This window comes from Streptomyces colonosanans, from assembly GCF_001866645.1.
In the GTDB taxonomy this organism is placed as follows: domain Bacteria; phylum Actinomycetota; class Actinomycetes; order Streptomycetales; family Streptomycetaceae; genus Streptomyces; species Streptomyces colonosanans.
Genome location: NZ_MLYP01000003.1, coordinates 37,590 through 61,177, shown reverse-complemented (window position 1 = coordinate 61,177; position 23,588 = coordinate 37,590). Strand labels below are relative to the sequence as shown.

At 69.8% G+C, this 23,588-nt stretch carries 26 protein-coding genes and 1 pseudogene; 14 read left to right on the top strand and 13 right to left on the bottom strand.

All coding sequences use genetic code 11. The annotated features are described in order from the left end of the window. Nucleotides 1-405: 405 nt before the first annotated feature. A complete protein-coding gene (locus tag BIV24_RS01210) occupies nucleotides 406-1,539 on the top strand; it encodes a type III polyketide synthase (RefSeq protein WP_281247670.1) in 1,134 nt (377 codons plus the stop codon). A 7-nt stretch (nucleotides 1,540-1,546) separates the two neighbouring features. Next, nucleotides 1,547-2,086 (top strand): cupin domain-containing protein, encoded by a 540-nt coding sequence (locus BIV24_RS01205; RefSeq protein ID WP_071364210.1) that lies wholly within the window; start codon nucleotides 1,547-1,549, stop codon nucleotides 2,084-2,086. Nucleotides 2,087-2,110: 24 nt separating this feature from the next. Here BIV24_RS01205 and BIV24_RS31120 read toward each other — a convergent pair. After that, nucleotides 2,111-2,206, bottom strand: a pseudogene (locus BIV24_RS31120) (acyl-CoA dehydrogenase family protein); the annotation flags it as partial. A gap of 507 nt (nucleotides 2,207-2,713) precedes the next feature. On the opposite strand from BIV24_RS31120, the gene BIV24_RS01200 reads away from it, so the two are divergent. Beyond that, on the top strand, nucleotides 2,714-2,881 hold the full coding sequence (locus BIV24_RS01200) for a hypothetical protein (RefSeq protein WP_245766635.1): 168 nt from the start codon (nucleotides 2,714-2,716) through the stop codon (nucleotides 2,879-2,881). Between the two features lie 449 nt (nucleotides 2,882-3,330). Here BIV24_RS01200 and BIV24_RS01195 read toward each other — a convergent pair whose 3' ends face one another. The 4 genes from BIV24_RS01195 to BIV24_RS01180 form a co-directional block, all read right to left on the bottom strand. Beyond that, nucleotides 3,331-3,771, bottom strand: coding sequence for a hypothetical protein (locus BIV24_RS01195; RefSeq protein ID WP_071364208.1), 441 nt, complete (start codon nucleotides 3,769-3,771; stop codon nucleotides 3,331-3,333). A 289-nt stretch (nucleotides 3,772-4,060) separates the two neighbouring features. Beyond that, nucleotides 4,061-4,294 carry a hypothetical protein gene (locus tag BIV24_RS01190; RefSeq protein WP_071364207.1) on the bottom strand — a complete coding sequence of 78 codons (234 nt, stop codon included), beginning with the start codon at nucleotides 4,292-4,294 and terminating at the stop codon, nucleotides 4,061-4,063. Between the two features lie 10 nt (nucleotides 4,295-4,304). After that, the gene (locus tag BIV24_RS01185; RefSeq protein ID WP_071364206.1) at nucleotides 4,305-4,574 is read right to left on the bottom strand and encodes a hypothetical protein; all 270 of its coding nucleotides are present in this window, start codon (nucleotides 4,572-4,574) and stop codon (nucleotides 4,305-4,307) included. Between the two features lie 185 nt (nucleotides 4,575-4,759). After that, complete coding sequence (locus BIV24_RS01180; RefSeq protein ID WP_071364205.1) at nucleotides 4,760-5,989, bottom strand: acyl-CoA dehydrogenase family protein; 1,230 nt, start codon at nucleotides 5,987-5,989, stop codon at nucleotides 4,760-4,762. Between the two features lie 189 nt (nucleotides 5,990-6,178). On the opposite strand from BIV24_RS01180, the gene BIV24_RS01175 reads away from it, so the two are divergent. Then, nucleotides 6,179-6,823 carry a TetR/AcrR family transcriptional regulator gene (locus tag BIV24_RS01175; protein ID WP_071364204.1) on the top strand — a complete coding sequence of 215 codons (645 nt, stop codon included), beginning with the start codon at nucleotides 6,179-6,181 and terminating at the stop codon, nucleotides 6,821-6,823. A gap of 7 nt (nucleotides 6,824-6,830) precedes the next feature. On the opposite strand, the gene def is transcribed toward BIV24_RS01175, so the two are convergent. Next, nucleotides 6,831-7,388 carry a peptide deformylase gene (def, locus tag BIV24_RS01170; RefSeq protein WP_177198596.1) on the bottom strand — a complete coding sequence of 186 codons (558 nt, stop codon included), beginning with the start codon at nucleotides 7,386-7,388 and terminating at the stop codon, nucleotides 6,831-6,833. Between the two features lie 143 nt (nucleotides 7,389-7,531). Between def and BIV24_RS01165 the strand changes: the two genes are divergently transcribed. The 5 genes from BIV24_RS01165 (at nucleotide 7,532) to BIV24_RS32900 (ending at nucleotide 12,354) form a co-directional block, all read left to right on the top strand. After that, complete coding sequence (locus BIV24_RS01165) at nucleotides 7,532-8,770, top strand: MurT ligase domain-containing protein (protein ID WP_071364202.1); 1,239 nt, start codon at nucleotides 7,532-7,534, stop codon at nucleotides 8,768-8,770. 31 nt (nucleotides 8,771-8,801) lie between these two features. Next, nucleotides 8,802-9,530 carry a type 1 glutamine amidotransferase gene (locus BIV24_RS01160; protein ID WP_071364201.1) on the top strand — a complete coding sequence of 243 codons (729 nt, stop codon included), beginning with the start codon at nucleotides 8,802-8,804 and terminating at the stop codon, nucleotides 9,528-9,530. 162 nt (nucleotides 9,531-9,692) lie between these two features. Next, on the top strand, nucleotides 9,693-10,718 hold the full coding sequence (locus tag BIV24_RS01155) for a 6-phosphofructokinase (protein WP_071364200.1): 1,026 nt from the start codon (nucleotides 9,693-9,695) through the stop codon (nucleotides 10,716-10,718). A gap of 381 nt (nucleotides 10,719-11,099) precedes the next feature. Continuing rightward, nucleotides 11,100-12,059: a cytochrome c oxidase assembly protein gene (locus BIV24_RS01150; protein ID WP_071364199.1), complete on the top strand. Its 960-nt coding sequence runs from the start codon at nucleotides 11,100-11,102 to the stop codon at nucleotides 12,057-12,059. Between the two features lie 136 nt (nucleotides 12,060-12,195). Beyond that, on the top strand, nucleotides 12,196-12,354 hold the full coding sequence (locus BIV24_RS32900) for a hypothetical protein (RefSeq protein ID WP_107459133.1): 159 nt from the start codon (nucleotides 12,196-12,198) through the stop codon (nucleotides 12,352-12,354). Between the two features lie 3 nt (nucleotides 12,355-12,357). Here BIV24_RS32900 and BIV24_RS01145 read toward each other — a convergent pair whose 3' ends face one another. From BIV24_RS01145 to BIV24_RS01130, 4 genes are read right to left on the bottom strand one after another with little or no spacing between them, the layout of a single operon-like run. Next, complete coding sequence (locus tag BIV24_RS01145; RefSeq protein ID WP_071364198.1) at nucleotides 12,358-13,563, bottom strand: sensor histidine kinase; 1,206 nt, start codon at nucleotides 13,561-13,563, stop codon at nucleotides 12,358-12,360. Continuing rightward, nucleotides 13,560-15,272, bottom strand: a complete 1,713-nt coding sequence (locus BIV24_RS01140; protein ID WP_071364197.1) for a sodium/solute symporter — start codon at nucleotides 15,270-15,272, stop codon at nucleotides 13,560-13,562. Before BIV24_RS01140 ends, BIV24_RS01145 begins: the two co-directional genes overlap by 4 nt. A 10-nt stretch (nucleotides 15,273-15,282) precedes the next feature. Further along, nucleotides 15,283-15,663: a hypothetical protein gene (locus BIV24_RS01135; RefSeq protein WP_071364196.1), complete on the bottom strand. Its 381-nt coding sequence runs from the start codon at nucleotides 15,661-15,663 to the stop codon at nucleotides 15,283-15,285. Between the two features lie 7 nt (nucleotides 15,664-15,670). Next, nucleotides 15,671-16,429, bottom strand: coding sequence for a LytR/AlgR family response regulator transcription factor (locus tag BIV24_RS01130; RefSeq protein ID WP_071364195.1), 759 nt, complete (start codon nucleotides 16,427-16,429; stop codon nucleotides 15,671-15,673). 99 nt (nucleotides 16,430-16,528) lie between these two features. Here BIV24_RS01130 and BIV24_RS01125 point away from each other — a divergent pair, with 99 nt between their 5' ends. The 3 genes from BIV24_RS01125 (at nucleotide 16,529) to rocD (ending at nucleotide 19,197) form a co-directional block, all read left to right on the top strand. Continuing rightward, a complete protein-coding gene (locus tag BIV24_RS01125) occupies nucleotides 16,529-17,044 on the top strand; it encodes an Lrp/AsnC family transcriptional regulator (protein WP_071364194.1) in 516 nt (171 codons plus the stop codon). A 123-nt stretch (nucleotides 17,045-17,167) separates the two neighbouring features. Beyond that, nucleotides 17,168-17,980, top strand: coding sequence for a dimethylargininase (gene ddaH / locus BIV24_RS01120; protein ID WP_071364193.1), 813 nt, complete (start codon nucleotides 17,168-17,170; stop codon nucleotides 17,978-17,980). Further along, nucleotides 17,977-19,197: an ornithine--oxo-acid transaminase gene (gene rocD, locus BIV24_RS01115; protein WP_071364192.1), complete on the top strand. Its 1,221-nt coding sequence runs from the start codon at nucleotides 17,977-17,979 to the stop codon at nucleotides 19,195-19,197. The genes ddaH and rocD overlap by 4 nt, the downstream gene beginning before the upstream one ends. Before the next feature lie 81 nt (nucleotides 19,198-19,278). On the opposite strand, the gene BIV24_RS01110 is transcribed toward rocD, so the two are convergent. Further along, nucleotides 19,279-19,755, bottom strand: coding sequence for a TIGR00725 family protein (locus BIV24_RS01110; protein WP_071364191.1), 477 nt, complete (start codon nucleotides 19,753-19,755; stop codon nucleotides 19,279-19,281). 230 nt (nucleotides 19,756-19,985) lie between these two features. On the opposite strand from BIV24_RS01110, the gene BIV24_RS01105 reads away from it, so the two are divergent. Beyond that, nucleotides 19,986-20,168 carry a hypothetical protein gene (locus tag BIV24_RS01105; protein ID WP_071364190.1) on the top strand — a complete coding sequence of 61 codons (183 nt, stop codon included), beginning with the start codon at nucleotides 19,986-19,988 and terminating at the stop codon, nucleotides 20,166-20,168. A gap of 182 nt (nucleotides 20,169-20,350) precedes the next feature. Then, the gene (locus BIV24_RS01100) at nucleotides 20,351-21,076 is read left to right on the top strand and encodes a lysophospholipid acyltransferase family protein (protein ID WP_071364189.1); all 726 of its coding nucleotides are present in this window, start codon (nucleotides 20,351-20,353) and stop codon (nucleotides 21,074-21,076) included. An 83-nt stretch (nucleotides 21,077-21,159) separates the two neighbouring features. Here the strand turns inward: BIV24_RS01100 and BIV24_RS01095 are convergent, their stop codons facing one another. Both BIV24_RS01095 and BIV24_RS01090 read right to left on the bottom strand, forming a co-directional pair. After that, nucleotides 21,160-22,761, bottom strand: a complete 1,602-nt coding sequence (locus BIV24_RS01095) for an alpha/beta hydrolase (protein ID WP_071364188.1) — start codon at nucleotides 22,759-22,761, stop codon at nucleotides 21,160-21,162. Nucleotides 22,762-23,285: 524 nt separating this feature from the next. Then, a complete protein-coding gene (locus BIV24_RS01090) occupies nucleotides 23,286-23,561 on the bottom strand; it encodes a type II toxin-antitoxin system Phd/YefM family antitoxin (RefSeq protein WP_071364187.1) in 276 nt (91 codons plus the stop codon). Nucleotides 23,562-23,588 lie beyond the last annotated feature (27 nt).

The following is a 23,588-nucleotide window of genomic DNA, read 5'->3' as shown; positions in this document are numbered from 1 at the left end:
CGGAGCCACCTGTCCTGCGGCGCCGTGCGGCGAGCGTGCGTGCCGGGAGTGCTGTGGATGTACCCGGGTGATGCGACAACGCGGCGTGGGGGTCCCCCCTGCTCGAAGAGCTTGGGGGAGTGCCGTGCCGGACGCCGCGAGCCGGTGAGCCTTTCCGGTCACAGCACTGGGCCGTAAGACTGCGTGCGGGGCGCCTGCGGCTCGTCACGCCCACACGGCGGAGCCGCAGCATGCCAGGGCCCCGCTCCCCCGTCGCGACGCGCTCAGCCCCTCGCGGCCTGCTCCCACCGGCCCTCCCCGCTCTGCGCACCCGGAGCGTCACGCTGTGTCCTTCGCTGAAGTGGAGTAATCCGACGAGATATCCCCGCGCCACGGGGTGATCGTGGGTGGGTCACCCGCAGAGGGGTGACCCCATCCTTCCGCCGGGGGACGAGGAGTCCCCCGCCAAGGCGAAAGAAGGCGCGCTCCATGGCGACTCTGTGCAGACCCGCGGTTTCCGTGCCGGAACATGTGATCACGATGGAGGAGACGCTCGAACTGGCGCGCTCCCGCCACGCCGACCACCCCCAACTCCCACTGGCACTGCGGCTGATCGAGAACACCGGGGTCCGCACCCGGCACATCGTGCAGCCCATCGAGGAGACCCTGAAGCACCCGGGTTTCGAGGAGCGCAACAACCTCTACGAGGCCGAGGCGAAAGCCCGCGTCCCCGCGGTCGTCCAGCGGGCGCTGGACGACGCCGAACTGCTCTCCTCCGACATCGACGTGATCATCTACGTGTCGTGCACCGGGTTCATGATGCCCTCGCTGACCGCGTGGCTGATCAACACGATGGGCTTCGGCACCGACACCCGGCAGATACCGATAGCCCAGCTGGGCTGCGCCGCGGGCGGCGCGGCCATCAACCGGGCCCATGACTTCTGCACCGCCTACCCGGACGCCAACGCGCTCATCGTGGCCTGCGAGTTCTGCTCGCTGTGCTATCAGCCCACCGACCTCGGCGTCGGTTCCCTGCTGTCCAACGGCCTGTTCGGAGACGGCATCGCGGCCGCGGTCGTCCGCGGCAAGGGCGGCACCGGCGTCAAGCTGGAACGCAATGGCTCGTACCTGATCCCCAAGACCGAAGAGTGGATCATGTACGACGTCCGTGCCACCGGATTCCACTTCCTCCTGGACAAGCGGGTGCCGGCCACCATGGAACCGCTCGCCCCGGCGCTCCAGGAATTGGCGAGACACCACGGCTGGGACGCCTCCGACCTGGACTTCTACATCGTCCACGCCGGTGGCCCACGGATCCTGGACGACCTGAGTACCTTCCTCAAGGTGCCCTCGGAGGCCTTCCGGTTCAGCCGGGCCACGCTCACCGAGTACGGCAACATCGCGAGCGCCGTCGTCCTGGACGCGCTGCGCCGGCTCTTCGAGGCGGGTGGCGTCGAGCACACCGCGCGCGGGCTGCTGGCCGGTTTCGGGCCGGGCATCACCGCGGAGATGGCCCTGGGCCGCTGGCACGTCGCCGAGAACGCGAAGCCGAAGAAGTGAGCCGCTGATGACGACGACAGAAGGGGTGGCGGCCATCGAGGGTCTGCTCGTACCACCCGGACACGGACGCGTCGTGCGGACGCCGGCCCAGCATGTGACGTTCAAGGTGACCGGCTCGCACTCGCGCACCTCGTCCACGTTCGAAGTGCTCGTGCCGCCGGGCTTCGACGTCGGCGCCCATGTGCACACGCGCAGCGAGGAGCTGTTCTACGTGCTCGAGGGCGAGCTGGACGTGCTCGCCTTCGAGCCGCGCGTACGGACCCCCGACCACTGGCAGAAGTGGGAGTCGAGGTCGGGCAGCCGGGTGGTGCGGGCGACACCCGGCACGGTCATCGTCGTACCCCCCGGCTGCCCGCACGCCTTCGCGAACCCCACCGAGACCCCCGCGAAGATGTTCTTCCAGGCGTCCCCGCCCCCGGACCACGAGCGCTACTTCGAGGAGCTGCTGGAGATCCTGCGTGACGGGGGTCCGCCAGACCATGAGGCGATCGAGGCGCTGCGCAGGCGGTACGACATCGAACAGCTGACGCCGTTGAAACACCGGTGAGCCCCAGCGCCCCTGAAGCCCCCGCTACCGGATCGGCATCCCGGACAGCGTCCGGGAGATCACCAGCCGCTGGATCTCACTCGTACCCTCGAAGATCGTGTAGATGGCCGCGTCCCGGTGTGTGGCCTGTGGCGTGTCGGCTCGTGCGCTGGTCAACCATCATGTCGGCTGGCGTTCCTCCGGTTTGTGTGGGTGTTGTTCCGGGCTTCACCTGCTTGATCATCTCCCAAGCGTCTCCCAGATCTCCCATCCGCAAGGAGTACGTGCGCCCCCGGCCCGTCGACCGGGGGCGCACGTGTGCCGGCCACCACAACAGGGGGGCGCCTCGTCGCGGGGGGAGCGTTCGGTAGCCGACCTTCTTCCCGTGGCTACGCTTACGAGCGCGGGCCCACCTGTGGGCGAACGTCTGGCGACTGGCGAACATCCAGCTATCGCCACTGGGCCTTGGAGCGCACCTTTCCTCGATTGCTGGGCACAGTGATCATCACCTCCTTCGGTTGATCCTTCCGGCCATGTGTGCCCCGTGCGGCGGCTGTGGCGTCTAGAGTTCCGTGACCTGCGTACCGGGGGGTGCGCACTGCTGAGGGGGTTGTGATGGCGGGTTGCCGGGACTGCCGGACATGCGTGATGCCGGGGTTCACGCGGCTGGGGCAGGACTGGTTGGTCGGGTTCCTGCATCTGATGACGTGCGGGATCTCGTGGGTGGTGAAGCGCGGGTCGATGTCGCACTGCCCGCAGTGCAAGCACCTCCGCTCCCGGCACCAGCTGCGGGCCGACGGGTCGTACATCGACTGAGCACCGCACGCATGTGGGCCCACTCCCGGACGACCGGGGGCAGGCCCACAAGGCGGGGCTGGTCAGGCGTTGCGGAGGATCTGGTAACGGCGTTCGGCTTCGGGTGAGCGGGGCAGCAGCAGCGCCGCCGTGCGGATGACCGCCGCAGTTGATCACGACAGTTCACACCCCGACCACACCTTCGACCTCATCACGCCCATCGGCTGAGAACGCCCGCGCCTTGGTTGGTCACCTATGTTGCCAGGCTCGACGTCCCGCGCCACATCGTCGAGTTCCTGGCCCGTCTACTTGCCGCGCGCCGCCGCCGGATCGGCAACCCGCGCGAATCTCGGGCGTTGAGCCCGTCCCGCCAGGCGGTTGGGCCTGGCGGGTATACGTTGCATATTTGAACGACGAGCGAACGCGCCGGAATTGGGGCGGGCAGAGCAGGCCATCTACCGAAGGAACGTTTACGCGTGACCGGTGTAGTACTGAGAGAGGTAGGTGGTGGTTCCGTTGCTTATGGCGACCCGCATCTCCACCTTCTGGCCTTCCGGAAGATCTCCGGTTTTCCAAGGGGTGAGATATGTCGCGGGGTGGCCCTGTGTCGTGGCCAGACGATAGGGGCTCAGAAGGATCGCCTTAACGTACCAGCCGTCTGAGAGGACGTCCCCTGCCCGCATGGCATCGCCGGGGTGACCGGAGACGGGGTCGGCGTTCCACTCGGCCAGCCCTGCGTAGGTGCCATTGTTGTATACAGCAACGGTAAAGCTTCCGTTGCTCGTAGTGCCGCTGTACTTGAAAGTGAAGTTGGGATCAGCGGCGGCTGTGCCCGCGCCCATGGTGACCGTTCCCCCGACCAGTAGCGCAGTCGACGCGATCAACGTGGCGATGCGGCGCTTCGTGCTCAAGTTGTCCCCGATTCAGTAGTGATCATTCTTTGACGAGCAGGCGCATGCTAGTTCACGCATCGACGGGACGGATAGTGTCTCGTGATCACTCTCGCCTCTGAACGGCTCGCAGACATGCGGGAGTTGGCCGGGTCGTGGGATGTTCCGGCCGATGCGGCGCTTCGCGTGCGGATCGTGTTGTGGTCCCGCGAAGGGCGGCGGCGCAAGGCATCATGCGGGGCGGCGGCTTCGGCGGGGGTCTCCTCCCACCACGCGGCAGGCGGGACGTCAGCGGGCGGGGGCGGGGCGGTCACGGCTGGTCTCCGCCGCGGGCGACCAACTGCGGCTTGCGGGCGTTCCAGTTGGCGACGGAAAGGATGGCGCGGGTCCGGTTGTCACAGATCACCATGACCGAGGTGGCAGTGACCTTGACGACGTTCCCAGTGCGCCAACACTCGCCGCTCCCTCCCCATCCGCTGTCGTCGGTGACGAAGCGGATGTCGTCCCGGACCTGGACGTCGGAGAAGTCAACGGGGTCAGACATCGGGCGTCTCCTATCGGTTGAGGCCGGGCATGTCGGCCCAGCGGGTGACGAGTCGGGGATCGTGGGCGGCGAGCGTCTTGTTCGCCGCGCACAGTCGGGCCTGCAGGCGCTGGTCGGCCTCGGTGCGGTCGTCGGCGGCGGCGAGCGTCCGCCCGGTCAACAACCGGCCGCACAGGGCCGCCTCCGCGAGCGCCGCCTGAACACGGGCCGGGAGCTGCATGCCGATGCGGAGCGCGATCCCATTCGGCACCGGCACACCCAAACGCAGCGGGGAGATCATGACGCGGGCACCGTGTACGTGTTGGCGTGCCCTCGGCAAGCATTGCGGCAGCCGCTTCCGGTGCAGCGCTGGCAGCCCCAGACGCGGATTGATCTTTCGTTGGGCAGACAGAAGCGGCTCTCCCGGACAGTCGGGAGGGCCGCTTTCGTGGCAACGATCTATGCGCGTCTTGCTGGTGGGATGGCTTACCGGATCGGCATCCCGGACAGCGTCCGGGAGATCACCAGCCGCTGGATCTCACTCGTACCCTCGAAGATCGTGTAGATGGCCGCGTCCCGGTGCATCCGCTCCACCGGGTACTCCCGGGTGTATCCGTTGCCGCCGAGGATCTGGATCGCCTGCGCGGTGACCGTCTTCGCGGTCTCGCTGGCGAACAGCTTCGACATCGACCCCTCGGCCGCCGTGAACGGCCTGCCGTTGATCGCCATCCACGAGGCGCGCCACACCAGCAGACGAGCGGCGTCGATCTGGGTGCGCATATCCGCGAGCTGGAAGGCGACGCCCTGGTTGTCGATGATCGGCCGACCGAATTGCTCGCGCGTCTTCGCGTAGTCCAGGGCCACCTCGTACGCCGCCCGCGCGGTGCCCACGGCCATCGCGCCCACGGCCGGACGGGACGCCTCGAAGGTCGCCATCGCCGCGTTCTTCACCCTCCCCATGCCGCCTTTCCTGGCCTTCTCGCGGGCGCGGGCGAGCCGCTCGTCCAGCTTCTCCTTGCCGCCGAGCAGGCAGGAGCCGGGGACGCGGACGCCGTCGAGGATCACCTCGGCGGTGTGCGAGGCGCGGATGCCGTGCTTCTTGAACTTCTGGCCCTGGGACAGGCCGGGAGTGTTCGGCGGGATGATGAAGGAGGCGTGGCCCTTGGAGCCCAGTTCCGGGTCGATCACCGCGACGACCACGTGGACGTTGGCGATGCCGCCGTTGGTCGCCCAGGTCTTGGTGCCGTTGATCACCCATTCGTCCTTGGCCTCGTCGTACACGGCACGTGTACGCATCGAGGCGACGTCGGAGCCGGCGTCGGGCTCTGAGGAACAGAACGCGGCCACCTTGACGTCGTTGACGTCGCCGTACATCTGGGGGATCCAGGTACCGATCTGCTCCTCGGTGCCGTTGGCGAGCACGCCCACGGCGGCGAGGCCGGTGCCGACGATCGACAGGGCGATACCCGCGTCACCCCAGAACAGCTCCTCCATGGCCATCGGAATGCCGAGGCCGGTGGGGTCGAAGTACTGCTGGGCGTAGAAGTCGAGGGAGTAGATGCCGGTCTTCGCGGCCTCCTGGATGACCGGCCAGGGAGTCTCCTCACGCTCGTCCCATTCGGCGGCGGCGGGGCGGATCACATCGGCGGCGAAGCCGTGCAGCCAGTCCCGGACCTCCTTCTGTTCGTCGTTGAGCTCCATGGTGAACTCGGCCATGTCCCCTCCAGCACTGCGCCAGCATGTTACTTGCGGTAACCAAAGTGTGTTACTTGCCAGTAGGGGAAGTCAACTCCCGAACCGACGGTGAAGCGACCACGAACAGAGTCGTCAGCTCGTTCGATGTCGACCAGGCTTTCGGTGTTACGTTGCGCAGGCGTCACCGATCAGCACGGGTGGGGAGAGATCATGGAGACCAGGCAGCGGACCGATCAGCAGCGGTCCGCCGACTACCGACGGCGCGAGCTGCTGGAGGCCGCCGACAGGGTGGTGCTGCGCGACGGCCCCGGCGCCTCGATGAACGCCATCGCGGCAGAGGCCGGAATCACCAAGCCGATCCTCTACCGCCACTTCGGCGACAAGGGCGGGCTGTACGCCGCGCTCGCCCAACGCCACACGGACGCCCTGCTCGCCTCGCTGCGGGCGGCACTCGACGCCCCGGCCGATCGGCGGGAACGGGTCGAGTCCACGCTGGACGCCTACCTCGCGGCGATCGAGGCACGGCCGCAGGTGTACCGCTTCCTGATGCATCCGGCGGAGGGCGGCTCACAGAGCGAGCAGGGCTTCGACACGGGCAGGCACTCCATTCCCTTGCTGCGCCGCATGGGCGAGGAGCTGGCCCAGGTCGTCGAGGAACGGGTGGACCTCGGCCCGGACAGCCACCGGCTCGCCCGGGTGTGGGGACACGGCATCGTCGGCATGATGCACGCCGCCGGGGACTGGTGGCTCGGCGAACAGCCCTGTTCCCGGGCGGAGTTGGTACGGAGCCTGGCGGACCTGCTGTGGGGGCGGCTGGCCGCCGCCGGGAACCGCGCGGGAGGACCGGGGTTCTGACGCGCCGCTACCGCGACGCGTCTTCCCGGCGGCTCCAGGGTGCCCTGGCCGCCTGCCGCATCACCCTCCGGTGGCGCCAGCCGCCGAGCCGGTCCACATACAGGCCCCCGTCCAGGTGGTCGCACTCGTGCTGCAGGCACCGGGCGAACCACCCGGTGCCGTGCACCCGCACCGGTTCGCCGTCCACCGTGAAGCCCTCGACGACCGCCTGGTCGTACCGCTCCGTCCCCGCCTCCAGCCCTGGCAGGGACAGACACCCCTCCGGACCGCGCAGCACCACACCGGCGGCCTCCACGAGCCGTGGGTTGACCACATGTCCCAGATGGCGCACGTCCTCGTCGTCCGGGCAGTCGTACACGAACACCCGCAGCGACTCCCCGACCTGGTTCGCGGCCAGTCCCACGCCCTGCGCGGCGTACATCGTGGCGAACATGTCCTCGACGAGCCGGGCCAGTTCGGGGCCGAAGGCGGTGACCTCCGCGCACGGTGTGCGCAGCAGACGGTCACCGAGCAGGGTGAGCGGCCGGACGCGCCCGCGGGCGCCCGGTATGGAGCGGTGTCGCATGGCGGCAAGGGTACGGTCCTTCATATCGCGCGGGCACCGGGGCGGTGCCGCGATTCGGGTGTGTGAGTGGATCTCGATAGGCTGAGGCCCGCACGTTGCCGGGACAGGGGGCGCGCGCCGTACGCAAGGAGGATCGGGAACTGATGGCAGGCAACTCGGACCCGCTGACGCCGCGGGCCAAGCTGGCCGTGACCGCGGGCAAGGCGGTCGCTGCGGCATCGCGCGCCGCGGGGCGCGGCAGCGGATCGGTGATCGGCGGCCGAGTGGCGCTCAAGCTCGACCCCGACCTCCTCGCCCGGCTCGCCCAGAACCTGGACGTCATCCTGGTCTCGGCGACCAACGGCAAGACCACGACCACCCGCCTGATCGCGGAGGCACTGCGCGCCGCGGGCCCGGTCGTCTCCAACGCGCTCGGCGCCAACATGCCCGCCGGCATCACCTCGGCGCTGGCGGGCGGCTCGGACGCCAAGTTCGCTGTCATAGAGGTCGACGAGAAGTACCTCGCCGGGGTCGCCCGGGACACCGACCCGAAGTGCATCGCGCTGCTCAACCTCTCCCGCGACCAGCTCGACCGCGCCGCCGAGACCCGTATGCTCGCCGAGAACTGGCGCGAGGGCCTGTCCGGCACCAAGGCCGTCATCGTCGCCAACTGCGACGACCCGCTGGTCGTGTGGGCCGCCTCGTCGTCGCCCAACGTGATCTGGGTCGCGGCCGGCCAGATGTGGAAGGACGACGCCTGGTCCTGCCCGTCCTGCGGCGGTGTGATGCAGCGCCCCGGCGACGACTGGTACTGCGGCGAGTGCGGCTTCCGCCGGCCGGCCCCGAGCTGGGCGCTGTCCGGCGACCACGTCCTCGACCCGCACGGCTCGGCCTGGCCGATCCACCTTCAGCTGCCGGGCCGCGCCAACAAGGCCAACGCCGCCAGCTCCGCGGCCGTCGCCGCCGTCTTCGGCGTGCCCCCGCAGGTCGCTCTGGAGCGCATGTACCAGGTGCAGGCCGTGGCCGGGCGCTACGACGTGGTCCAGTTCATGGAGCGCGACTTGCGGCTGCTACTGGCGAAGAACCCGGCCGGCTGGCTGGAGACCTTCTCGCTGATCGATCCCCCGCCGACCCCGGTGATCCTCTCCGTGAACGCGCGCGGCGCCGACGGCACCGACACCTCCTGGCTGTGGGACGTCGACTACACGCAGCTCACCGGCCACCCGATCTTCGTCATCGGTGACCGGAGACTGGACCTCGCCGTGCGCCTGGAGGTCGCGAACCAGTCCTTCCAGGTGTGCGAGAACATCGACCAGGCCGTCCAGCTGGCTCCGCCGGGCCGGATCGAGGTCATCGCGAACTACACCGCGTTCCAGGACCTGCGCCGCCGCGTCGGCAACTGATCCCCGCACCGACCCCTAAGGACGATCATCGATGAGTGACAACAGCCTCCGGCTGGTGTGGATCTACCCCGACCTGCTCAGCACCTACGGCGACCAGGGCAACGCGCTCGTCGTGGAACGCCGGGCCCGGCAGCGCGGCCTCGACGTGGCCCGCCTCGACGTGCGCAGCGACCAGCCGATCCCGACCTCCGGCGACATCTACCTGATCGGCGGCGGCGAGGACCGTCCGCAGCGGCTCGCCGCCGAGCGGCTGCGCCGCGACGGGCACCTGTACCAGGCCGTGCAGAACGGCGCGATCGTGTTCTCGGTCTGCGCCGGCTACCAGATCCTGGGCCACGAGTTCATCAACGACCTCGGGCAGCGCGAGCCGGGCCTCGGCCTGCTCGACGTGGTCTCGGTGCGCGGCGAGGGCGAGCGCTGCGTCGGCGACGTCCTCGGAGACATCGACCCGCGGCTCGGCCTGCCCCCGCTCACCGGCTTCGAGAACCACCAGGGCGTCACCCACCTCGGCCCGACCGCCCGCCCGCTCGCGCAGGTGCGGCAGGGCAGGGGCAACGGCACGGGAGACGGCACGGAGGGCGCGTACAACGACACGGTCTTCGGCACGTACATGCACGGTCCCGTCCTCGCGCGCAACCCGCAGATCGCCGACCTGCTGCTGAAACTGGCGCTGGACGTCAACGCCCTCCCGCCGGTCGACGACCGCTGGTACGAGGCGCTGCGCGACGAGCGCATCGCGGCCGCGCAGCAGTCCGCGTAGCGCGCCGAAGGCCCGTCTGACGCCCCGCCCGCACAGCTGAGCGGGCACGTCCAGCAGACGGACTGGCGGTGCGACCTCGCCCCCTGCCGCCGTAGGGTGGCGGGGATCGATCCGGACAGCGTGGTCCGGTGCCCGGCCCATGTGGAGAAGGTATCTGGGACCATGCGCATTGGTGTCCTCACGTCCGGCGGTGACTGCCCCGGCCTGAACGCCGTCATCCGGTCCGTCGTGCACCGCGCCGTCGCCGACCACGGCGACGAGGTCATCGGCTTCCGGGACGGCTGGAAGGGCCTCCTGGAGTGCGACTACCTCAAGCTCGACCTCGATGCCGTGAACGGCATCCTGGCGCGCGGCGGCACGATCCTCGGCTCCTCCCGGGTCCGTCCCGAGCATCTGCGGGACGGGGTGGAGCGGGCCAGGGACCATGTCGCGGAACTGGGACTCGACGCGATCATCCCGATCGGCGGCGAGGGCACGCTCAAGGCGGCCCGGCTGCTGTCCGACGGCGGCCTTCCGATCGTCGGCGTACCGAAGACCATCGACAACGACATCGCCGTCACGGACGTCACCTTCGGCTTCGACACCGCCGTGGGCGTGGCCACCGAGGCACTGGACCGGCTGAAGACCACTGCCGAGTCCCACCAGCGCGTGCTGATCGTGGAGGTCATGGGCCGCCACACCGGCTGGATCGCGCTGCACTCCGGCATGGCCGCCGGCGCCCACGCGATCGTCGTGCCGGAACGACCCTTCGACATCGATGAGCTGACCGCACGCGTCGGCGAACGCTTCGCCGCCGGCAAGCGGTTCGCGATCGTCGTGGCCGCCGAGGGCGCCAAGCCCAGGCCGGGCACGATGGACTTCGACGAGGGCGGCAAGGACGTCTACGGCCACGAGCGCTTCGCGGGCATCGCCCGCCAGCTCTCCCTGGAACTGGAGCAGCGCCTCGGCAAGGAGGCCCGTCCCGTGATCCTCGGACACGTCCAGCGCGGTGGCACGCCGACCGCGTACGACCGTGTCCTCGCCACCCGCTTCGGCTGGCACGCCGTGGAAGCCGTGCACCGCGGCGAGTTCGGCATGATGACCGCGCTGCGCGGCACCGACATCGTGATGGTGTCCCTGGCCCAGGCGGTGGAGACGCTGAAGACGGTGCCCCAGGAGCGGTACACCGAGGCGGAGTGTGTTCTTTGAACCCTCCCCCAACTGCAGCAGGGGGTTTCTGACTCACGTCGCCTACCGGCCCGGCAGACCAGCAGGTCCTGCATGATCGACATCATCCGGGTGGGAACCAGCCCGGTTGGGCGCTGCAAGCAAAGGAGTTGCGGTGCCGGCTTGGCTCTCGCTCAGCAGGTCGGGGACCGTACCAGCCGTCCCGGTGACACCGCGGCGAGCGCGGCGCGGCCGTGCCGGCTGCGGCTGCCCCTGACGTGACGCACAGTTTCCCGTGCCCCTTACGGGCGCGCTGCACTGCCCCCGGTCGAAGCCGCGACCGGGGGCGGTTCTACTCTGGGGAGGCGGTTTCACTCTGCTGCGGGCAGACAGGCACAACCCCCACGAAACAGGAGCGGGCGGATGGATCACAGCGGGCACGGCATGAACGGCATGATCATGGATCTGCCGCCGTTCACGCTGGCACGGGGTCTGGAGTGGTCCACGGACTGGTTCTTCCTCATCGCCTGTCTTCTCGCGCTCGGACTGTACGGATGGGGCGTCGTACGTCTCACCCGGCGTGGTGACAAATGGCCGATGGGCCGCACGGCCTGGTTCGTCGTCGGCATCCTGACGATCATGCTCGTCATGTGCACCAAGCTGAACGACTACGGCATGGTCATGTTCAGCGTGCACATGGTGCAGCACATGGTGATCAGCATGCTGTCGCCGATCCTGATCCTGCTCGGCGCGCCGACGACCCTGGCGCTGCGCGCGCTGCCGACCGCGGGCCGCGGCCGCAAGGGCCCGCGCGAACTGCTGCTGATGCTGCTGCACAGCCACTACATGCGCGTCATCACCCACCCGCTGTTCACGATCCCGATGTTCATCGCCAGCCTGTACGCGCTGTACTTCACCCCGCTCTTCGACTTCCTGATGGAGTCCAAGACCGGGCATATCGCGATGATGATCCACTTCCTCGCCGTCGGCGTGGTGTTCTTCTGGCCGATCATGGGGGTCGACCCGGGACCGCACCGCCCCGGCTACATGATGCGGATCCTGGAACTGTTCGCGGGCATGCCGTTCCACGCGTTCTTCGGCATCGCCCTGATGATGGCGACCACGCCGATGATCGGCACCTACCAGCACCCGCCCGCCTCGCTCGGCATCGACGCCCTCTCGGACCAGATGGCTGCGGGCGGGATCGCCTGGGCGTTCAGCGAGATCCCCTCCGTACTGGTGCTGCTCGCGCTGCTCCGCCAGTGGTACACCTCGGAGCAGCGGCAGGCGAAGCGCAAGGACCGGGCCGCGGCGCGCGACGGCGACAAGGAACTCGAGGCGTACAACGCCTATCTGGCCTCGCTCAACGCACGCAGTCACTGAGCTCCTGCGAGGGGGCTGTCCGGCCGGTGGGCCGGGCAGCCCCCTTTGCTGTGCGACGGCAGTATTCATCTCGGCCGGTGCGGAGTGCACAGAACTGGGCACCATGAGGGGAACGAACCCTGAGGAGGGTGTTGCGATGCCCGGTTCAACGAAGGCGATGGGGGGGCTCACCGTCGGTGGGCTCGTCATGGTGACGGCCTACACGGTGGCGCTCGGCAGCAACGGCTGGTTGTGGTTCGGCTGGGCCGTCCTCGGCCTGATCACCCTCGGCATGGTGGTCTCGCACAACACCTGAGGCTCACTCCCGGGGCAGCCGTGCCGCCGAATGCACCCCCGGCTGGTACTTCGGCAACCGGATGGTGATCTTCATGCCCGCGCCCACCGCGGTCTCGATGACGAGCCCGTGGTCGTCGCCGTAGACCTGGCGCAGCCGGTCGTCGACGTTGGACAGGCCGATACCGCCCGACGGGCTGACCTCTCCGGCCAGGATGCGGCGCAGCAGTGCGGGGTCCATTCCGGCGCCGTCGTCCTCGATGACGACGAGTGCCTCGGCGCCGGCGTCCTGGGCGGTGATGCTGATGTGGCGTTTGTCGGCGGTGCCCTCCAGGCCGTGCTTGACGGCGTTCTCGACGAGGGGCTGGAGGCAGAGGAAGGGCAGGGTGACCGGGAGCACCTCCGGCGCGATCTGCAGGGTGACCGAGAGCCGCTCGCCGAAGCGGGCCCGCACCAGCGCCAGGTACTGGTCGATGGCATGGAGTTCGTCGGCGAGCGTGGTGAAGTCGCCGTGCCGTCGGAACGAGTAGCGGGTGAAGTCCGCGAACTCCAGGAGGAGTTCCCGGGCCCGCTCGGGGTCCGTCCGCACGAACGAGGCGATCACCGCGAGTGAGTTGAAGATGAAGTGCGGGGAGATCTGGGCGCGCAACGCCTTGATCTCGGCCTCGATGAGCCGCGTACGGGACCGGTCGAGGTCCGCCAGTTCCAGCTGCACGGACACCCACCGGGCGACCTCGCCCGCGGCCCGGACGAGGACGGCGGACTCGCGGGGCGCGCACGCCACCAGCGCCCCGTGTACGCGGTCGTCGACGGTGAGCGGGGCGACGACGGCCCAGCGCAGCGGGCAGTCTGGTTCGTCGCAGCGCAGGCGGAAAGCCTCGCCGCGGCCGGTCTCCCGTGCGCCGGTGAGCCGCTGAAGCACTTCGTCGCGGTGGTGTTCCCCCGCGCCGTCCCAGGCCAGCACGGTCTCCCGGTCGGTGAGGCACAGCGCGTCGGTGCCGAGCAGGGTGCGCAGCCGGCGCGCGGACTTGCGGGCCGTCTCCTCGGTGAGGCCGGCCCGCAGCGGGGGCGCGGCCAGGGAGGCGGTGTGCAGGGTCTGGAAGGTGGCGTGCTCGACGGGGGTGCCGAGCCCGCCGAGGGTCTCCGGGCGCGCGGTGCGCCGGCCGGCCCAGAATCCGGCGGCGAGCAAAGGGAGGGCGGCCACGCACAGCCCGGCGAGGAACCCGCTCATGCCTTCACCTCCGTCCTCAGTTCCTCCGGAAGGTGGAACCGCGCCAGGATCGCCGCCGTCTGGGCCGGCACCCGCCGCGGCGTGGCCAGGGAGACCAGCACCATGGTCAGGAATCCGAGCGGGACCGACCACAGCGCGGGCCAGGCGAGCAGCGCGTGCAGGGTGCCGGTGCCCGTAAATCCCGCCATGGTCGCCGCCACCGCCACGAACGCCGAGCCGCCGCCGGCCAGCATCCCGGCCGCCGCGCCGGGCGGGGTCAGCCGCCGCCACCAGATGCCCAGGACGAGCAGCGGACAGAACGACGACGCGGACACGGCGAAGGCGAGGCCCACCGCGTCGGCGACCGGAAGCCCGCCCACCAGCAGGCTCGCTGCCAGTGGCACCGCCATCGCCAGCAGTGTGCCGAGCCGGAAATGCCTGACGCCCCGCGCCGGCAGCACGTCCTGCGTGAGTACACCGGCGACCGCCATGGTCAGTCCCGACGCCGTGGACAGGAACGCGGCGAAGGCCCCGCCCGCGACCAGCGCGCCGAGCAGGTCTGCGCCAAGCCCCCCGATCATCCGCTGAGGCAGCAGCAGGACGGCGGCGTCGGCGTCCCCGGCAAGGGTGAGTTCCGGGGCGTACAGCCGGCCCAGCGCCCCATAGACGGGCGGCAGCAGGTAGAAGCCGCCTATCAGCGCGAGGACGGCGACGGTGGTGCGGCGGGCCGCCCCACCGTGCGGGCTGGTGTAGAAGCGGACCACGACGTGCGGCAGGCCCATGGTGCCCAGGAAGGTGGCGAGGATCAGTCCGTAGGTGGCGTACAGCGGGCGTTCCCGGCGGCCGGACGCCAGCGAGGACGACATGCCGCCGTTGCTGCCGTGGTCGGCGGTGGGGACGGGGGCGCCCGGAGCGAAGGTCAGCCGGGTGCCGCGTTCGATGCGGTGGACGCCGGCGTCGAGGTCCACGGGCTCTCCCGTGTACCGCCGGCCGTCGATGGTGCCCGTCGCCGTGACGTCGAGCGGGCGGGACAGTCTCAGATGGAGGCTGTGGTCGATCCGTACGACGTGGTGGTCGCGGAAGGTCACCGGCTCGGCGAAGGCATCGCGTGGCGCGCCGTCGCCCTGCCAGGCCAGCACCAGGAAGAGGGCGGGGACGGACAGGGCGGTGAGCTTGAGCCAGTACTGGAAGGCCTGTACGAAGGTGACGCTGCGCATGCCGCCGGCGGCGACGGTCGCGACCACCACGACCGCGACGATGATCCCGCCGAGCGGGGCAGGTGCCCCGGTCAGCACGGCCAGTGTGAGCCCGGCGCCCTGGAGTTGGGGCAGCAGGTAGAGCCAGCCGACCCCGAGGACGAAGGCTCCGGCGAGCCGTCGGACCTGCTGCGAGGCGAGCCGGGCCTCGGCGAAGTCGGGCAGGGTGTAGGCACCGGAGCGGCGCAGCGGCGCGGCCACGAACAGGAGCAGGACCAGATAGCCGGCGGTGTAGCCGACCGGGTACCAGAGCATGTCGGGGCCCTGGACCAGGACGAGGCCGGCGATGCCCAGGAAGGAGGCGCCGGAGAGGTACTCGCCGCTGATCGCGGTCGCGTTCAGGCGGGGGCCGACGGTCCGGGAGGCGACGTAGAAGTCGGAGGTGGTGCGGGAGATACGCAGGCCGAAGGCACCGACGAGGACGGTCGCCAGGACGACGAGGGCGACCGCGGGAACGGCGTAGTTCTGGTTCACGAATCGTGCCTCAGCGGTCCTCGACGAGGCGGACGAAGTCCTTCTCGTTGCGTTCGGCTCGGCGTACGTACCAGCGGGCGAGCAGGACCATCGGCGGGTAGAGGCAGAAGCCGAGGACGGCCCATTGCAGGCCGCTGTTCCGGATGGTGGCGAAGAGCAGGGGCAGGGGTCCCACCAGGAGCACCAGGACGGCGAACACGGACAGCGCGGCCCTGAGTTGGCTGCGCATCAGCGAGCGGACATAGGTGTGGCCGAGCGTCGTCTGTTCGGCGATCTCGGTACGGGGCCGGTAGTAGCCGGAGGCATGGGGGTACCGCCCGCGCGAGCGAAGCCGGGTGCGCCGGGGCGGCCCGCTGACGACGACACGGCGTTCGCTGCTGTCCTGGGGCATGCCGGCCTCACCGCCCCGCGGTGTGGCGCATCAGCAGGTCCCGCAGTTCGCGGGCGTGCCGTCGGCTGACCTGGAGTTCGACGGGGCCGACGAGGACGCTCACCGCGCCTGCGTCCAGGCGGAGTTCCCTGATGTGGCGCAGGGCGACGAGGTGGCGACGGTGGATGCGGACGAAGCCGCGCGAGCGCCAGCGCTCCTCCAGGGTGGACAGCGGGATCCGGACGAGGTGGCTGCCCTGGGAGGTGTGCAGACGGGCGTAGTCGCCCTGGGCCTCCACATGGGTGATGCCCTCGACGGGCACGAACCGCCTCACCCCGCCGAGTTCGACGGAAATGTGATCGGGATCGGGCTCGTGCACGGGTATGCGTGGTGCGGCATCCCGCAGGTGCGCGACCCGGCGCACGGCCTCCGCGAGCCGCTCGCGCCGCACGGGCTTGAGGACGTAGTCGACGGCCTTGAGGTCGAAGGCCTGTACGGCGAAGCCTTCGTGGGCGGTGACGAACACGACCAGCGGCGGCCGGGCGAAGCCGGTGAGCAGCCGGGCCATCTCCAGTCCGTCGAGCCCGGGCATATGGATGTCCAGGAAGACGACGTCGATCGCATCGGGGCCGTCGGACCCGGCCTCCAGGGCGCGGTTGATGTGGCGCAGCGCCTCGGTCGCATCGCTCGCGCCCGCCACGCTGCCGATCCGCGGGTCCGCGTTCAGCAGATAGAGGAGTTCCTCGAGCGAGGGACGTTCGTCATCGACGGCGAGGGCGTGCAGCATGAACGTGGAGTGTAGGAGCAATCCGTACGTCTGGACATGCGTGGAACATGACGTTCTCGCTGAATACAGTGGTTGCGCGGCTGTGATTACAGTTCCGGCATGAGCAGCAGGCCGACCGCGTTCGACGAACTCGACCGCAAGATCATCACAGCGCTGACGGCGAACGCGAGAAGCAGCTTCGCGGAGATCGGCGCGACCATCGGGCTGTCCGCGACCGCGGTCAAACGCCGTGTGGACCGGCTGCGCGAGACCGGTGTGATCACCGGGTTCACGGCCACGGTGAAGCCGTCGGCGCTGGGCTGGCGCACGGAGGCGTACGTCGAGGTGTACTGCGAGGGGGCGGCGCCGCCCCGGCGGCTGGCAGACGTCGTGCGCAACCATCCGGAGATCACCGCGGCGATGACGGTGACCGGCGACGCGGATGCGCTGCTGCATGTGCGGGCGACGGACGTGGAGCACTTCGAGGAGGTGCTGGAGCGGATCCGTACCCAGCCGTTCATCCGGAAGACGGTCAGCTACATGGTGCTGACCCATCTCCTCCCGGAGAGCCCGGAGGCGGGCGCCAGTCAGCCCGCGCCGAAGGACACGCCGGGGGACGCAGCAGACGTGCGCTGACCTCCTTGACGACGCAGCAATCCTGCGTACCTACGCAGCTTTAGTTGCTTGTCGACCGTCTCCTCCGCTTTCTACCGTGGTGTCAATCCCCGCCGGTACCACAGGAAGTGGAGGAGCCTTTCCGTGCCCGAAAGCCGTCTGCCGCAACCGCGGCGCTTCCTCGTCTGTGAACCCAGACACTTCGCCGTGCAGTACGCGATCAATCCCTGGATGCACCCCGACGTCCGGGTCGACGTCGATCTCGCCCAGAGCCAGTGGCGGACGCTGATCAGCGCGTACCGCACCCACGGCCATACCGTGGAGAGCGTGGAGCCGGTGGCCGGTCTGCCGGACATGGTGTTCGCGGCCAACTCCGCGCTCGTCCTTCGGGGCCGGGTCTTCGGCTCCCTCTTCCACGCTCCGCAGCGCCGCCCGGAGTCCACCGCGTACGACACCTGGTTCAAGTCGGCGGGCTTCGACGTCCACCGCCCCGAGTCGGTGGTCGAGGGCGAGGGCGATCTGGTCCCCGCGGGCCGGTACGTCCTGGCCGGCACCGGCTTCCGTACGACACGGGAGGCGCACCGCGAGGTGCAGGAGTTCTTCGGGGTCCCGGTGATCAGCCTCGAGCTGGTGGACCCGTACTTCTACCACCTGGACACGGCGCTGTTCGTCCTCGACGACGACACCATCGTGTACTACCCGGAGGCGTTCTCGCCGGGCAGTCGCGAGGTGCTGGAGTGGCTGTACCCGGACGCCGTACTCGCCACCCGCGAGGACGCCCTGGCCTTCGGCCTCAACTCCGTCTCGGACGGCCTGCACGTCTTCATCTCGCCGGAGGCAACCGTCCTCGCCGACCGTCTCGCACGCCGCGGATACATCCCCGTCCCCGTCGACCTCTCCGAGTTCCACAAGGCCGGCGGAGGCATCAAGTGCTGCACTCAGGAGCTGCGTTCATGACCGCACCCGCTCGTACGCGTTCGTCCGCCGAGCTGATCCGCGCCGAGGAGCCGGTCCTCGCGCACAACTACCACCCGCTGCCCGTGGTCGTCGCCCGCGCCGAGGGCACCTGGGTGGAGGACGTCGAGGGCCGCCGCTACCTCGACATGCTCGCCGGCTACTCGGCCCTCAACTTCGGGCACCGCAACCCGGTGTTGATCGAGGCCGCCCACCGCCAGCTGGACCGTCTGACCCTCACCTCCCGCGCCTTCCACAACGACCAGCTGGCCGAATTCGCCGAGTCGCTGGCCGAGTTGACGGGCCTGGACATGGTGCTGCCGATGAACACGGGCGCGGAGGCGGTGGAGAGCGCCATCAAGGTGGCCCGCAAGTGGGCGTACGAGGTCAAGGGCGTGCCCGCCGACCGGGCGACGATCGTGGTGGCGGCCGACAACTTCCACGGCCGTACGACAACGATCGTCAGCTTCTCCACGGACGAGACGGCCCGCTCGGGCTTCGGCCCGTTCACCCCGGGCTTCAGGATCGTCCCCTACAACGATCTCGCCGCGCTGGAGGCGGCCGTCGACGAGACGACGGCCGCCGTGCTGATCGAGCCCATCCAGGGCGAGGCGGGCGTGATCATCCCCGACGAGGGCTATCTCACCGGTGTCCGCGAGCTCACCCGCCGCGCCGGGTGCCTGTTCGTCGCGGACGAGATCCAGTCGGGCCTCGGCCGCACGGGCACGACCCTGGCGGTGGAGCACGAAGGGGTCGTGCCGGACGTTCTGCTGCTCGGCAAGGCGCTCGGCGGCGGGATCGTGCCGGTGTCCGCGGTCGTCGCGCGCCGGGACGTCCTGGGTGTGCTGCGGCCGGGCGAGCACGGGTCGACGTTCGGCGGCAACCCCCTCGCCGCGGCCGTCGGTTCGGCGGTCGTCGACCTCCTTCGGACGGGTGAGTTCCAGCGCAGGGCGGCCGAGGCGGGCGTGGCGCTGCGCGACGGCCTCGCCTCGCTCGTCGGCAAGGGCGTCGTGGGATTCCGCGCACGCGGCCTGTGGGCGGGCGTCGATGTCGACCCCGCGATCGGCACGGGCCGCGAGATCAGCGAACGCCTGATGCGCGAGGGCGTCCTGGTCAAGGACACCCATGGCTCCACGATCCGCCTCGCGCCGCCGCTGACGGTCACGGACGAGGAGCTGCGCTCGGCGCTGGAGGCACTGGAGAAGGTGCTGATGGCCTGATGCGGCGCGGTGGCCGGGGCGGGCGTGGTCAGCCCCGCTCCGGCTCTGGCCGTCGGCCGACCGCGCGGGCCGGGGTGCGGTTCACTCCCACAGCCGCGTGAGGTCCAGCGCTTCGGCAGGTGTCCGCGCGTGCCGTACGCCGGGCACTTCCCGCCCGTCGCTGCCGACCAGCCGCCAGCCGTCGCCCAGCTGGATCACGGGAACGCCGCCGCGGCGCATGGCCAGGGCGAGTTCCGAGAGAGTGCCCCAGGATCCGCCGACCACGACGACGGCGTCGGCGCTGTGGACGATCACGCTGTTGCGTGCCTGCCCGAGACCGGTGGCGATCACGACGCTGAGATCCGCTCCGGCTCCGACACGATCGGCCCCCGGCAGCACGCCGACGACCAGGCCGTCGCGGGACCGGGCGCCCGCCGCCACGGCGGCCATCACGCCGCCGTGCCCGCCGCAGATCACCGCGGCTCCCCGTTCCGCGAGCATGCGGCCCAGCTCGTACGCGAGGGTGCGTTCGGGCTCGCCGCACTGCCCCGGCCCGCACACCGCCACCTGCACCATCATGTCGGCCCACCTCCGGCGCGCACGCTACTGGCGCGCGGGCGGCTCCGGCCGACGGCCCGCCGGACGTGGCGGTGCGAGGTCCCTCGCACGGCGCGGGCTCACCTGGCACCGAGCGATGTCGGCCACCACCTCACACCATTCATCTGACCGGTATGCACGGAAATGCGACTCGTGCCACGCTGATCGGGGGCGTGACGGCCCCTGTCTCCGTCATCGAGGAGTGAACCGACATGATCGACCGGAGAAGTGATCGCTTCATGGACGACTCGGGCCATATCAAGGACATGACCGAGGAGACCCTCGGCGCCCAGGAGCAGGCACGACAGGAGCGCCAGCACCGGCAGGAGGAGCGGCAGCGCGGCCGTCCGGCGGACGAGTCCCCTTCCGAGCAGGAGGACGACGAGCGCCGGTGACGGGAGACACTTCCGCGCGGGCCTCGCCGGACCACAGCCGACGGCACCGCCGCGCCCGAGCACACCGCCGATCCGGAAGCGGCCGGTACCCGACCCCAGGTCCCGGCCGCTTCGACGTCCGGCGCTCAGGGGTGAGTAACCTTTGGGACCCGGCCCGACAGAGGCGGAGTGAGGGGCGAGCCGTGTTCTACTACCTGCTCAAATACGTCCTTCTCGGACCGCTGCTGAGACTGCTCTTCCGGCCACACATCGAGGGTCTGAGCCATGTGCCGGCGTCCGGGCCGGCCATCGTCGCGGGCAACCATCTCTCCTTCGCCGACCACTTCCTGATGCCGGCGATCCTCAAACGCCGTATCACGTTCCTCGCCAAGGCCGAGTACTTCACCGGCCCCGGCGTCAAGGGCCGCCTCACGGCCGCGTTCTTCCGCAACATCGGGCAGATCCCGGTGGACCGCTCCGGGAAGGAGGCAGGTCAGGCCGCGATCCGCGAGGGCCTCGGCGTGCTGCGCAAGGGCGAGTTGCTGGGCATCTACCCGGAGGGTACGCGCTCGCACGACGGCCGCCTGTACAAGGGGAAGGTCGGAGTCGCGGTGATGGCCCTGAGGGCTCAGGTGCCCGTGATTCCCTGCGCGATGATCGGCACCTTCGAAGCCCAGCCGCCGGGCCAGGTCATGCCCCGCCCGCGCTCCGTGGTGATCCGTTTCGGCGAACCCCTCGACTTCTCCCGTTACGCCGGGTTGGAGAACGAGAAGGCCGTCCTGCGGGCCGTCACCGACGAGATCATGTACGCGATCATGTCCCTCTCCGAGCAGGAGTACGTCGACCGGTACGCGGCGGACGTCAAGGCGGAGGAAGCCGCACAGAAGGCGGAGAAGGTGCGCAAGTTCCCCAAGATGCCGCTCGGTTGACATGAAGGCCGGCGCCGGTCGGTCACATGGGAGGAGGGGCGACCGGGCATCCGGCCGCCCCTCCTCCCGCGCTTGGCGGTGACTTACGGCTTCGGCGTGGCGTGCGGCGTGCACGTCACGTCGGCGCTGTCCGTCTCACCGGTCAGCAGGTAGGTGTTCACCCGGCTGTTGATGCAGGGGTTGACCAGGTTGGTCACACCGTGGGAGCCCGCGTCCTTCTCGATGATCAGGCGGGAGCCCTCGAAGCGCTGGTGCAGTTCGACCGCACCGGCGAACGGCGTCGCGGCATCACGCGTGGACTGCACGATCAGGACGGGCGGCAGGTCCTTACCGGTCTTCACGTTCACCGGGGTCTGCTGCTTGACCGGCCAGGTGGCGCACGGCAGGTTCATCCAGGCGTTGGCCCACGTCATGAACGGGTAGTCCTTGTGGAGCCGGGTGTTGTCCCGGTCCCACTTCTGCCAGTTCGTGGGCCACTTGGCGTCGGTGCACTCGACGGCCGTGTAGACGGCGTTGCCGTTCTCTGAGGCGATGTTGCCCACCGTGTCCGACGGATCGGGCGCGGCGGCGTCGATGAGCGCCTGGGTGTCACCGGCGACGTACTTGCTGAAGACGGTGGCGACGGGCACCCACGAGGAGTCGTAGTACGGGGCGCTCTGGAAGAAGTTGATCAGCTCGGCCGGGCCGACTTCGCCGCCGATGGGGTTCTTCTTCGCCGTGGCGCGCAGTTCGAGCCACTTCGCCTCCACCGCCGCCTGCGTGGTGCCCAGGTGGAAGGTGGCGTCGTTGGCCGCGACCCAGTTCTCCCAGTCCTTCCAGCGGCCGTTGAAGGCGACGTCCTGGTCGAGGTTGGCCTGGTACCAGATCTTCTCGTGCGAGGGGTTGACCACGCTGTCGACGACCATGCGGCGGACGTGGCCCGGGAAGAGCGTGCCGTAGACGGCGCCGAGGTACGTGCCGTACGAAACGCCCAGGTAGTTGAGCTTCTTCTCGCCGAGCGCGGCGCGAATGACGTCCAGGTCGCGCGCGGTGTTGGGCGTGGTCATCTGCTGCAGCATCGCGAGGCCGGTGCGCTCGGCGCAGCCCTCCGCGTACTCACGGGCGAGCTTGCGCTGGGCGAGCTTGTCCGCCTCGGAGTCGGGCACCGGGTCCGCCTTGGGCCCCGCCGCGAACTCCTGGGGGTCGGCACAGGAGATGGGCGCCGAGTGGCCGACACCGCGCGGATCGAAGCCGACGAAGTCGTACGCCTTCGCCACGTTGGCCCAGACGGCGCTCTTGTTGGTGACCCGGAGCGGGAAGCGCAGCCCGGAGCCGCCGGGGCCGCCCGGGTTGTAGACGAGGGCGCCCTGGCGCTCATCGTCGGTGCCCGTGCTCTTGATCCGGTCGACGGCGAGCTTGATCTGCTTGCCGTCCGGGTGGGCATAGTCGAGCGGAACGGTCACCCAGCCGCACTCGATGTCCTTCGCCAGCCGCCAGTCGGCCGGACAGTTCTGCAGCCAGTCGACCCCGGTCTTGGCGGCCCGCTCGGCGGCGATCGCTACACCGCGCGCCTCACGGTCCTGACCTTGGCCCGAGTCGGCTGCGGCCGACGGCGCGGCCATGGCGCCGGCTATCAGCGTGGCAGTGACGAGCGCCCCCGCAGAGCCGAGCGCGGTCGCTCGTCTCGTCGGTGTGATTCCCCTCAAGTGGGACCTCCCCGCACATCGTTTCGATTGGTACGGGGATCCTTTCTGCTGTCAGGTCGCCGGAACAGAGGGGAACCTGGCTTCTTTACCAATCCGATAAGCGGTACACGGTTGTCCGTTGAGCGGAGAGTTCCGTTCAGCCGACGTCGTGTGACGCCCCGTCCGGGACACGGCGCATCCGCAGCACGTCGGGGGCGGCGGGCGGAGTGAGGGCGGTGCACTCCCCCGGAGGCCGCGTAAATGCCTGATCGAACTCAGACTGCAGGACGGCGAGTTGTCGATGCATCCGTTGTCCGGCCGGCACGGCGGGCGCGTCCCGTCCACCGGAGTGCACGGCCCACCTGGTCACCGCTCGGTCGAGTGCGGGCTGCCTCTCGTAGCCGTGTTGTGAGGGGATCAACTACTCCGGAAGCCAGCGCAGTTCGCGGGAACGGTACGCGGTCCTGCCGCCTCCGCTCTCGCGTACCCGGCCCACCGCGCCGCCGGGGCGCGGCGTCGGGGCCCGTACTCCCGAACGGCCGCCGTCAGGACGTGCCCGGCCTCCGGTGCTCCGCGGCGATGCCGAAGCGGCGTCGCTCGCGCGGCGTCGAGGCCACCTCGCGGACGCTGGAGACCGAGCTGATCACCTGCTCCTCCTCGGCGTCCAGTGCGGCGAGCCGCTCGAGGTCGGCAGCGGAGACCAGGGCGACGAGAGGCTTTCCGTGCCGTGTCACGACGACGCGCTCGCCGCCGTACACGACGCGGTTGATCAGGTCGGCGAACTCAGCCCTGGCTTGCGTCACCGAAATCTCGTAGGCCATGTCGTCCAGCTTAGTCCGATGCTCTGA

Coding starts and splice junctions, on each gene's coding strand:
- BIV24_RS01205 (WP_071364210.1), top strand. CDS start 1,547: ATGACGACGACAGAAGGGGTGGCGGCCATCGAGGGTCTGCTCGTACCA.
- BIV24_RS01200 (WP_245766635.1), top strand. CDS start 2,714: ATGCCGGGGTTCACGCGGCTGGGGCAGGACTGGTTGGTCGGGTTCCTG.
- BIV24_RS01190 (WP_071364207.1), bottom strand. CDS start 4,294: ATGTCTGACCCCGTTGACTTCTCCGACGTCCAGGTCCGGGACGACATC.
- BIV24_RS01185 (WP_071364206.1), bottom strand. CDS start 4,574: ATGATCTCCCCGCTGCGTTTGGGTGTGCCGGTGCCGAATGGGATCGCG.
- BIV24_RS01180 (WP_071364205.1), bottom strand. CDS start 5,989: ATGGCCGAGTTCACCATGGAGCTCAACGACGAACAGAAGGAGGTCCGG.
- BIV24_RS01175 (WP_071364204.1), top strand. CDS start 6,179: ATGGAGACCAGGCAGCGGACCGATCAGCAGCGGTCCGCCGACTACCGA.
- def (WP_177198596.1), bottom strand. CDS start 7,388: ATGCGACACCGCTCCATACCGGGCGCCCGCGGGCGCGTCCGGCCGCTC.
- BIV24_RS01165 (WP_071364202.1), top strand. CDS start 7,532: ATGGCAGGCAACTCGGACCCGCTGACGCCGCGGGCCAAGCTGGCCGTG.
- BIV24_RS01160 (WP_071364201.1), top strand. CDS start 8,802: ATGAGTGACAACAGCCTCCGGCTGGTGTGGATCTACCCCGACCTGCTC.
- BIV24_RS01155 (WP_071364200.1), top strand. CDS start 9,693: ATGCGCATTGGTGTCCTCACGTCCGGCGGTGACTGCCCCGGCCTGAAC.
- BIV24_RS01150 (WP_071364199.1), top strand. CDS start 11,100: ATGGATCACAGCGGGCACGGCATGAACGGCATGATCATGGATCTGCCG.
- BIV24_RS32900 (WP_107459133.1), top strand. CDS start 12,196: ATGCCCGGTTCAACGAAGGCGATGGGGGGGCTCACCGTCGGTGGGCTC.
- BIV24_RS01145 (WP_071364198.1), bottom strand. CDS start 13,563: ATGAGCGGGTTCCTCGCCGGGCTGTGCGTGGCCGCCCTCCCTTTGCTC.
- BIV24_RS01135 (WP_071364196.1), bottom strand. CDS start 15,663: ATGCCCCAGGACAGCAGCGAACGCCGTGTCGTCGTCAGCGGGCCGCCC.
- BIV24_RS01130 (WP_071364195.1), bottom strand. CDS start 16,429: ATGCTGCACGCCCTCGCCGTCGATGACGAACGTCCCTCGCTCGAGGAA.
- BIV24_RS01125 (WP_071364194.1), top strand. CDS start 16,529: ATGAGCAGCAGGCCGACCGCGTTCGACGAACTCGACCGCAAGATCATC.
- rocD (WP_071364192.1), top strand. CDS start 17,977: ATGACCGCACCCGCTCGTACGCGTTCGTCCGCCGAGCTGATCCGCGCC.
- BIV24_RS01110 (WP_071364191.1), bottom strand. CDS start 19,755: ATGATGGTGCAGGTGGCGGTGTGCGGGCCGGGGCAGTGCGGCGAGCCC.
- BIV24_RS01105 (WP_071364190.1), top strand. CDS start 19,986: ATGATCGACCGGAGAAGTGATCGCTTCATGGACGACTCGGGCCATATC.
- BIV24_RS01090 (WP_071364187.1), bottom strand. CDS start 23,561: ATGGCCTACGAGATTTCGGTGACGCAAGCCAGGGCTGAGTTCGCCGAC.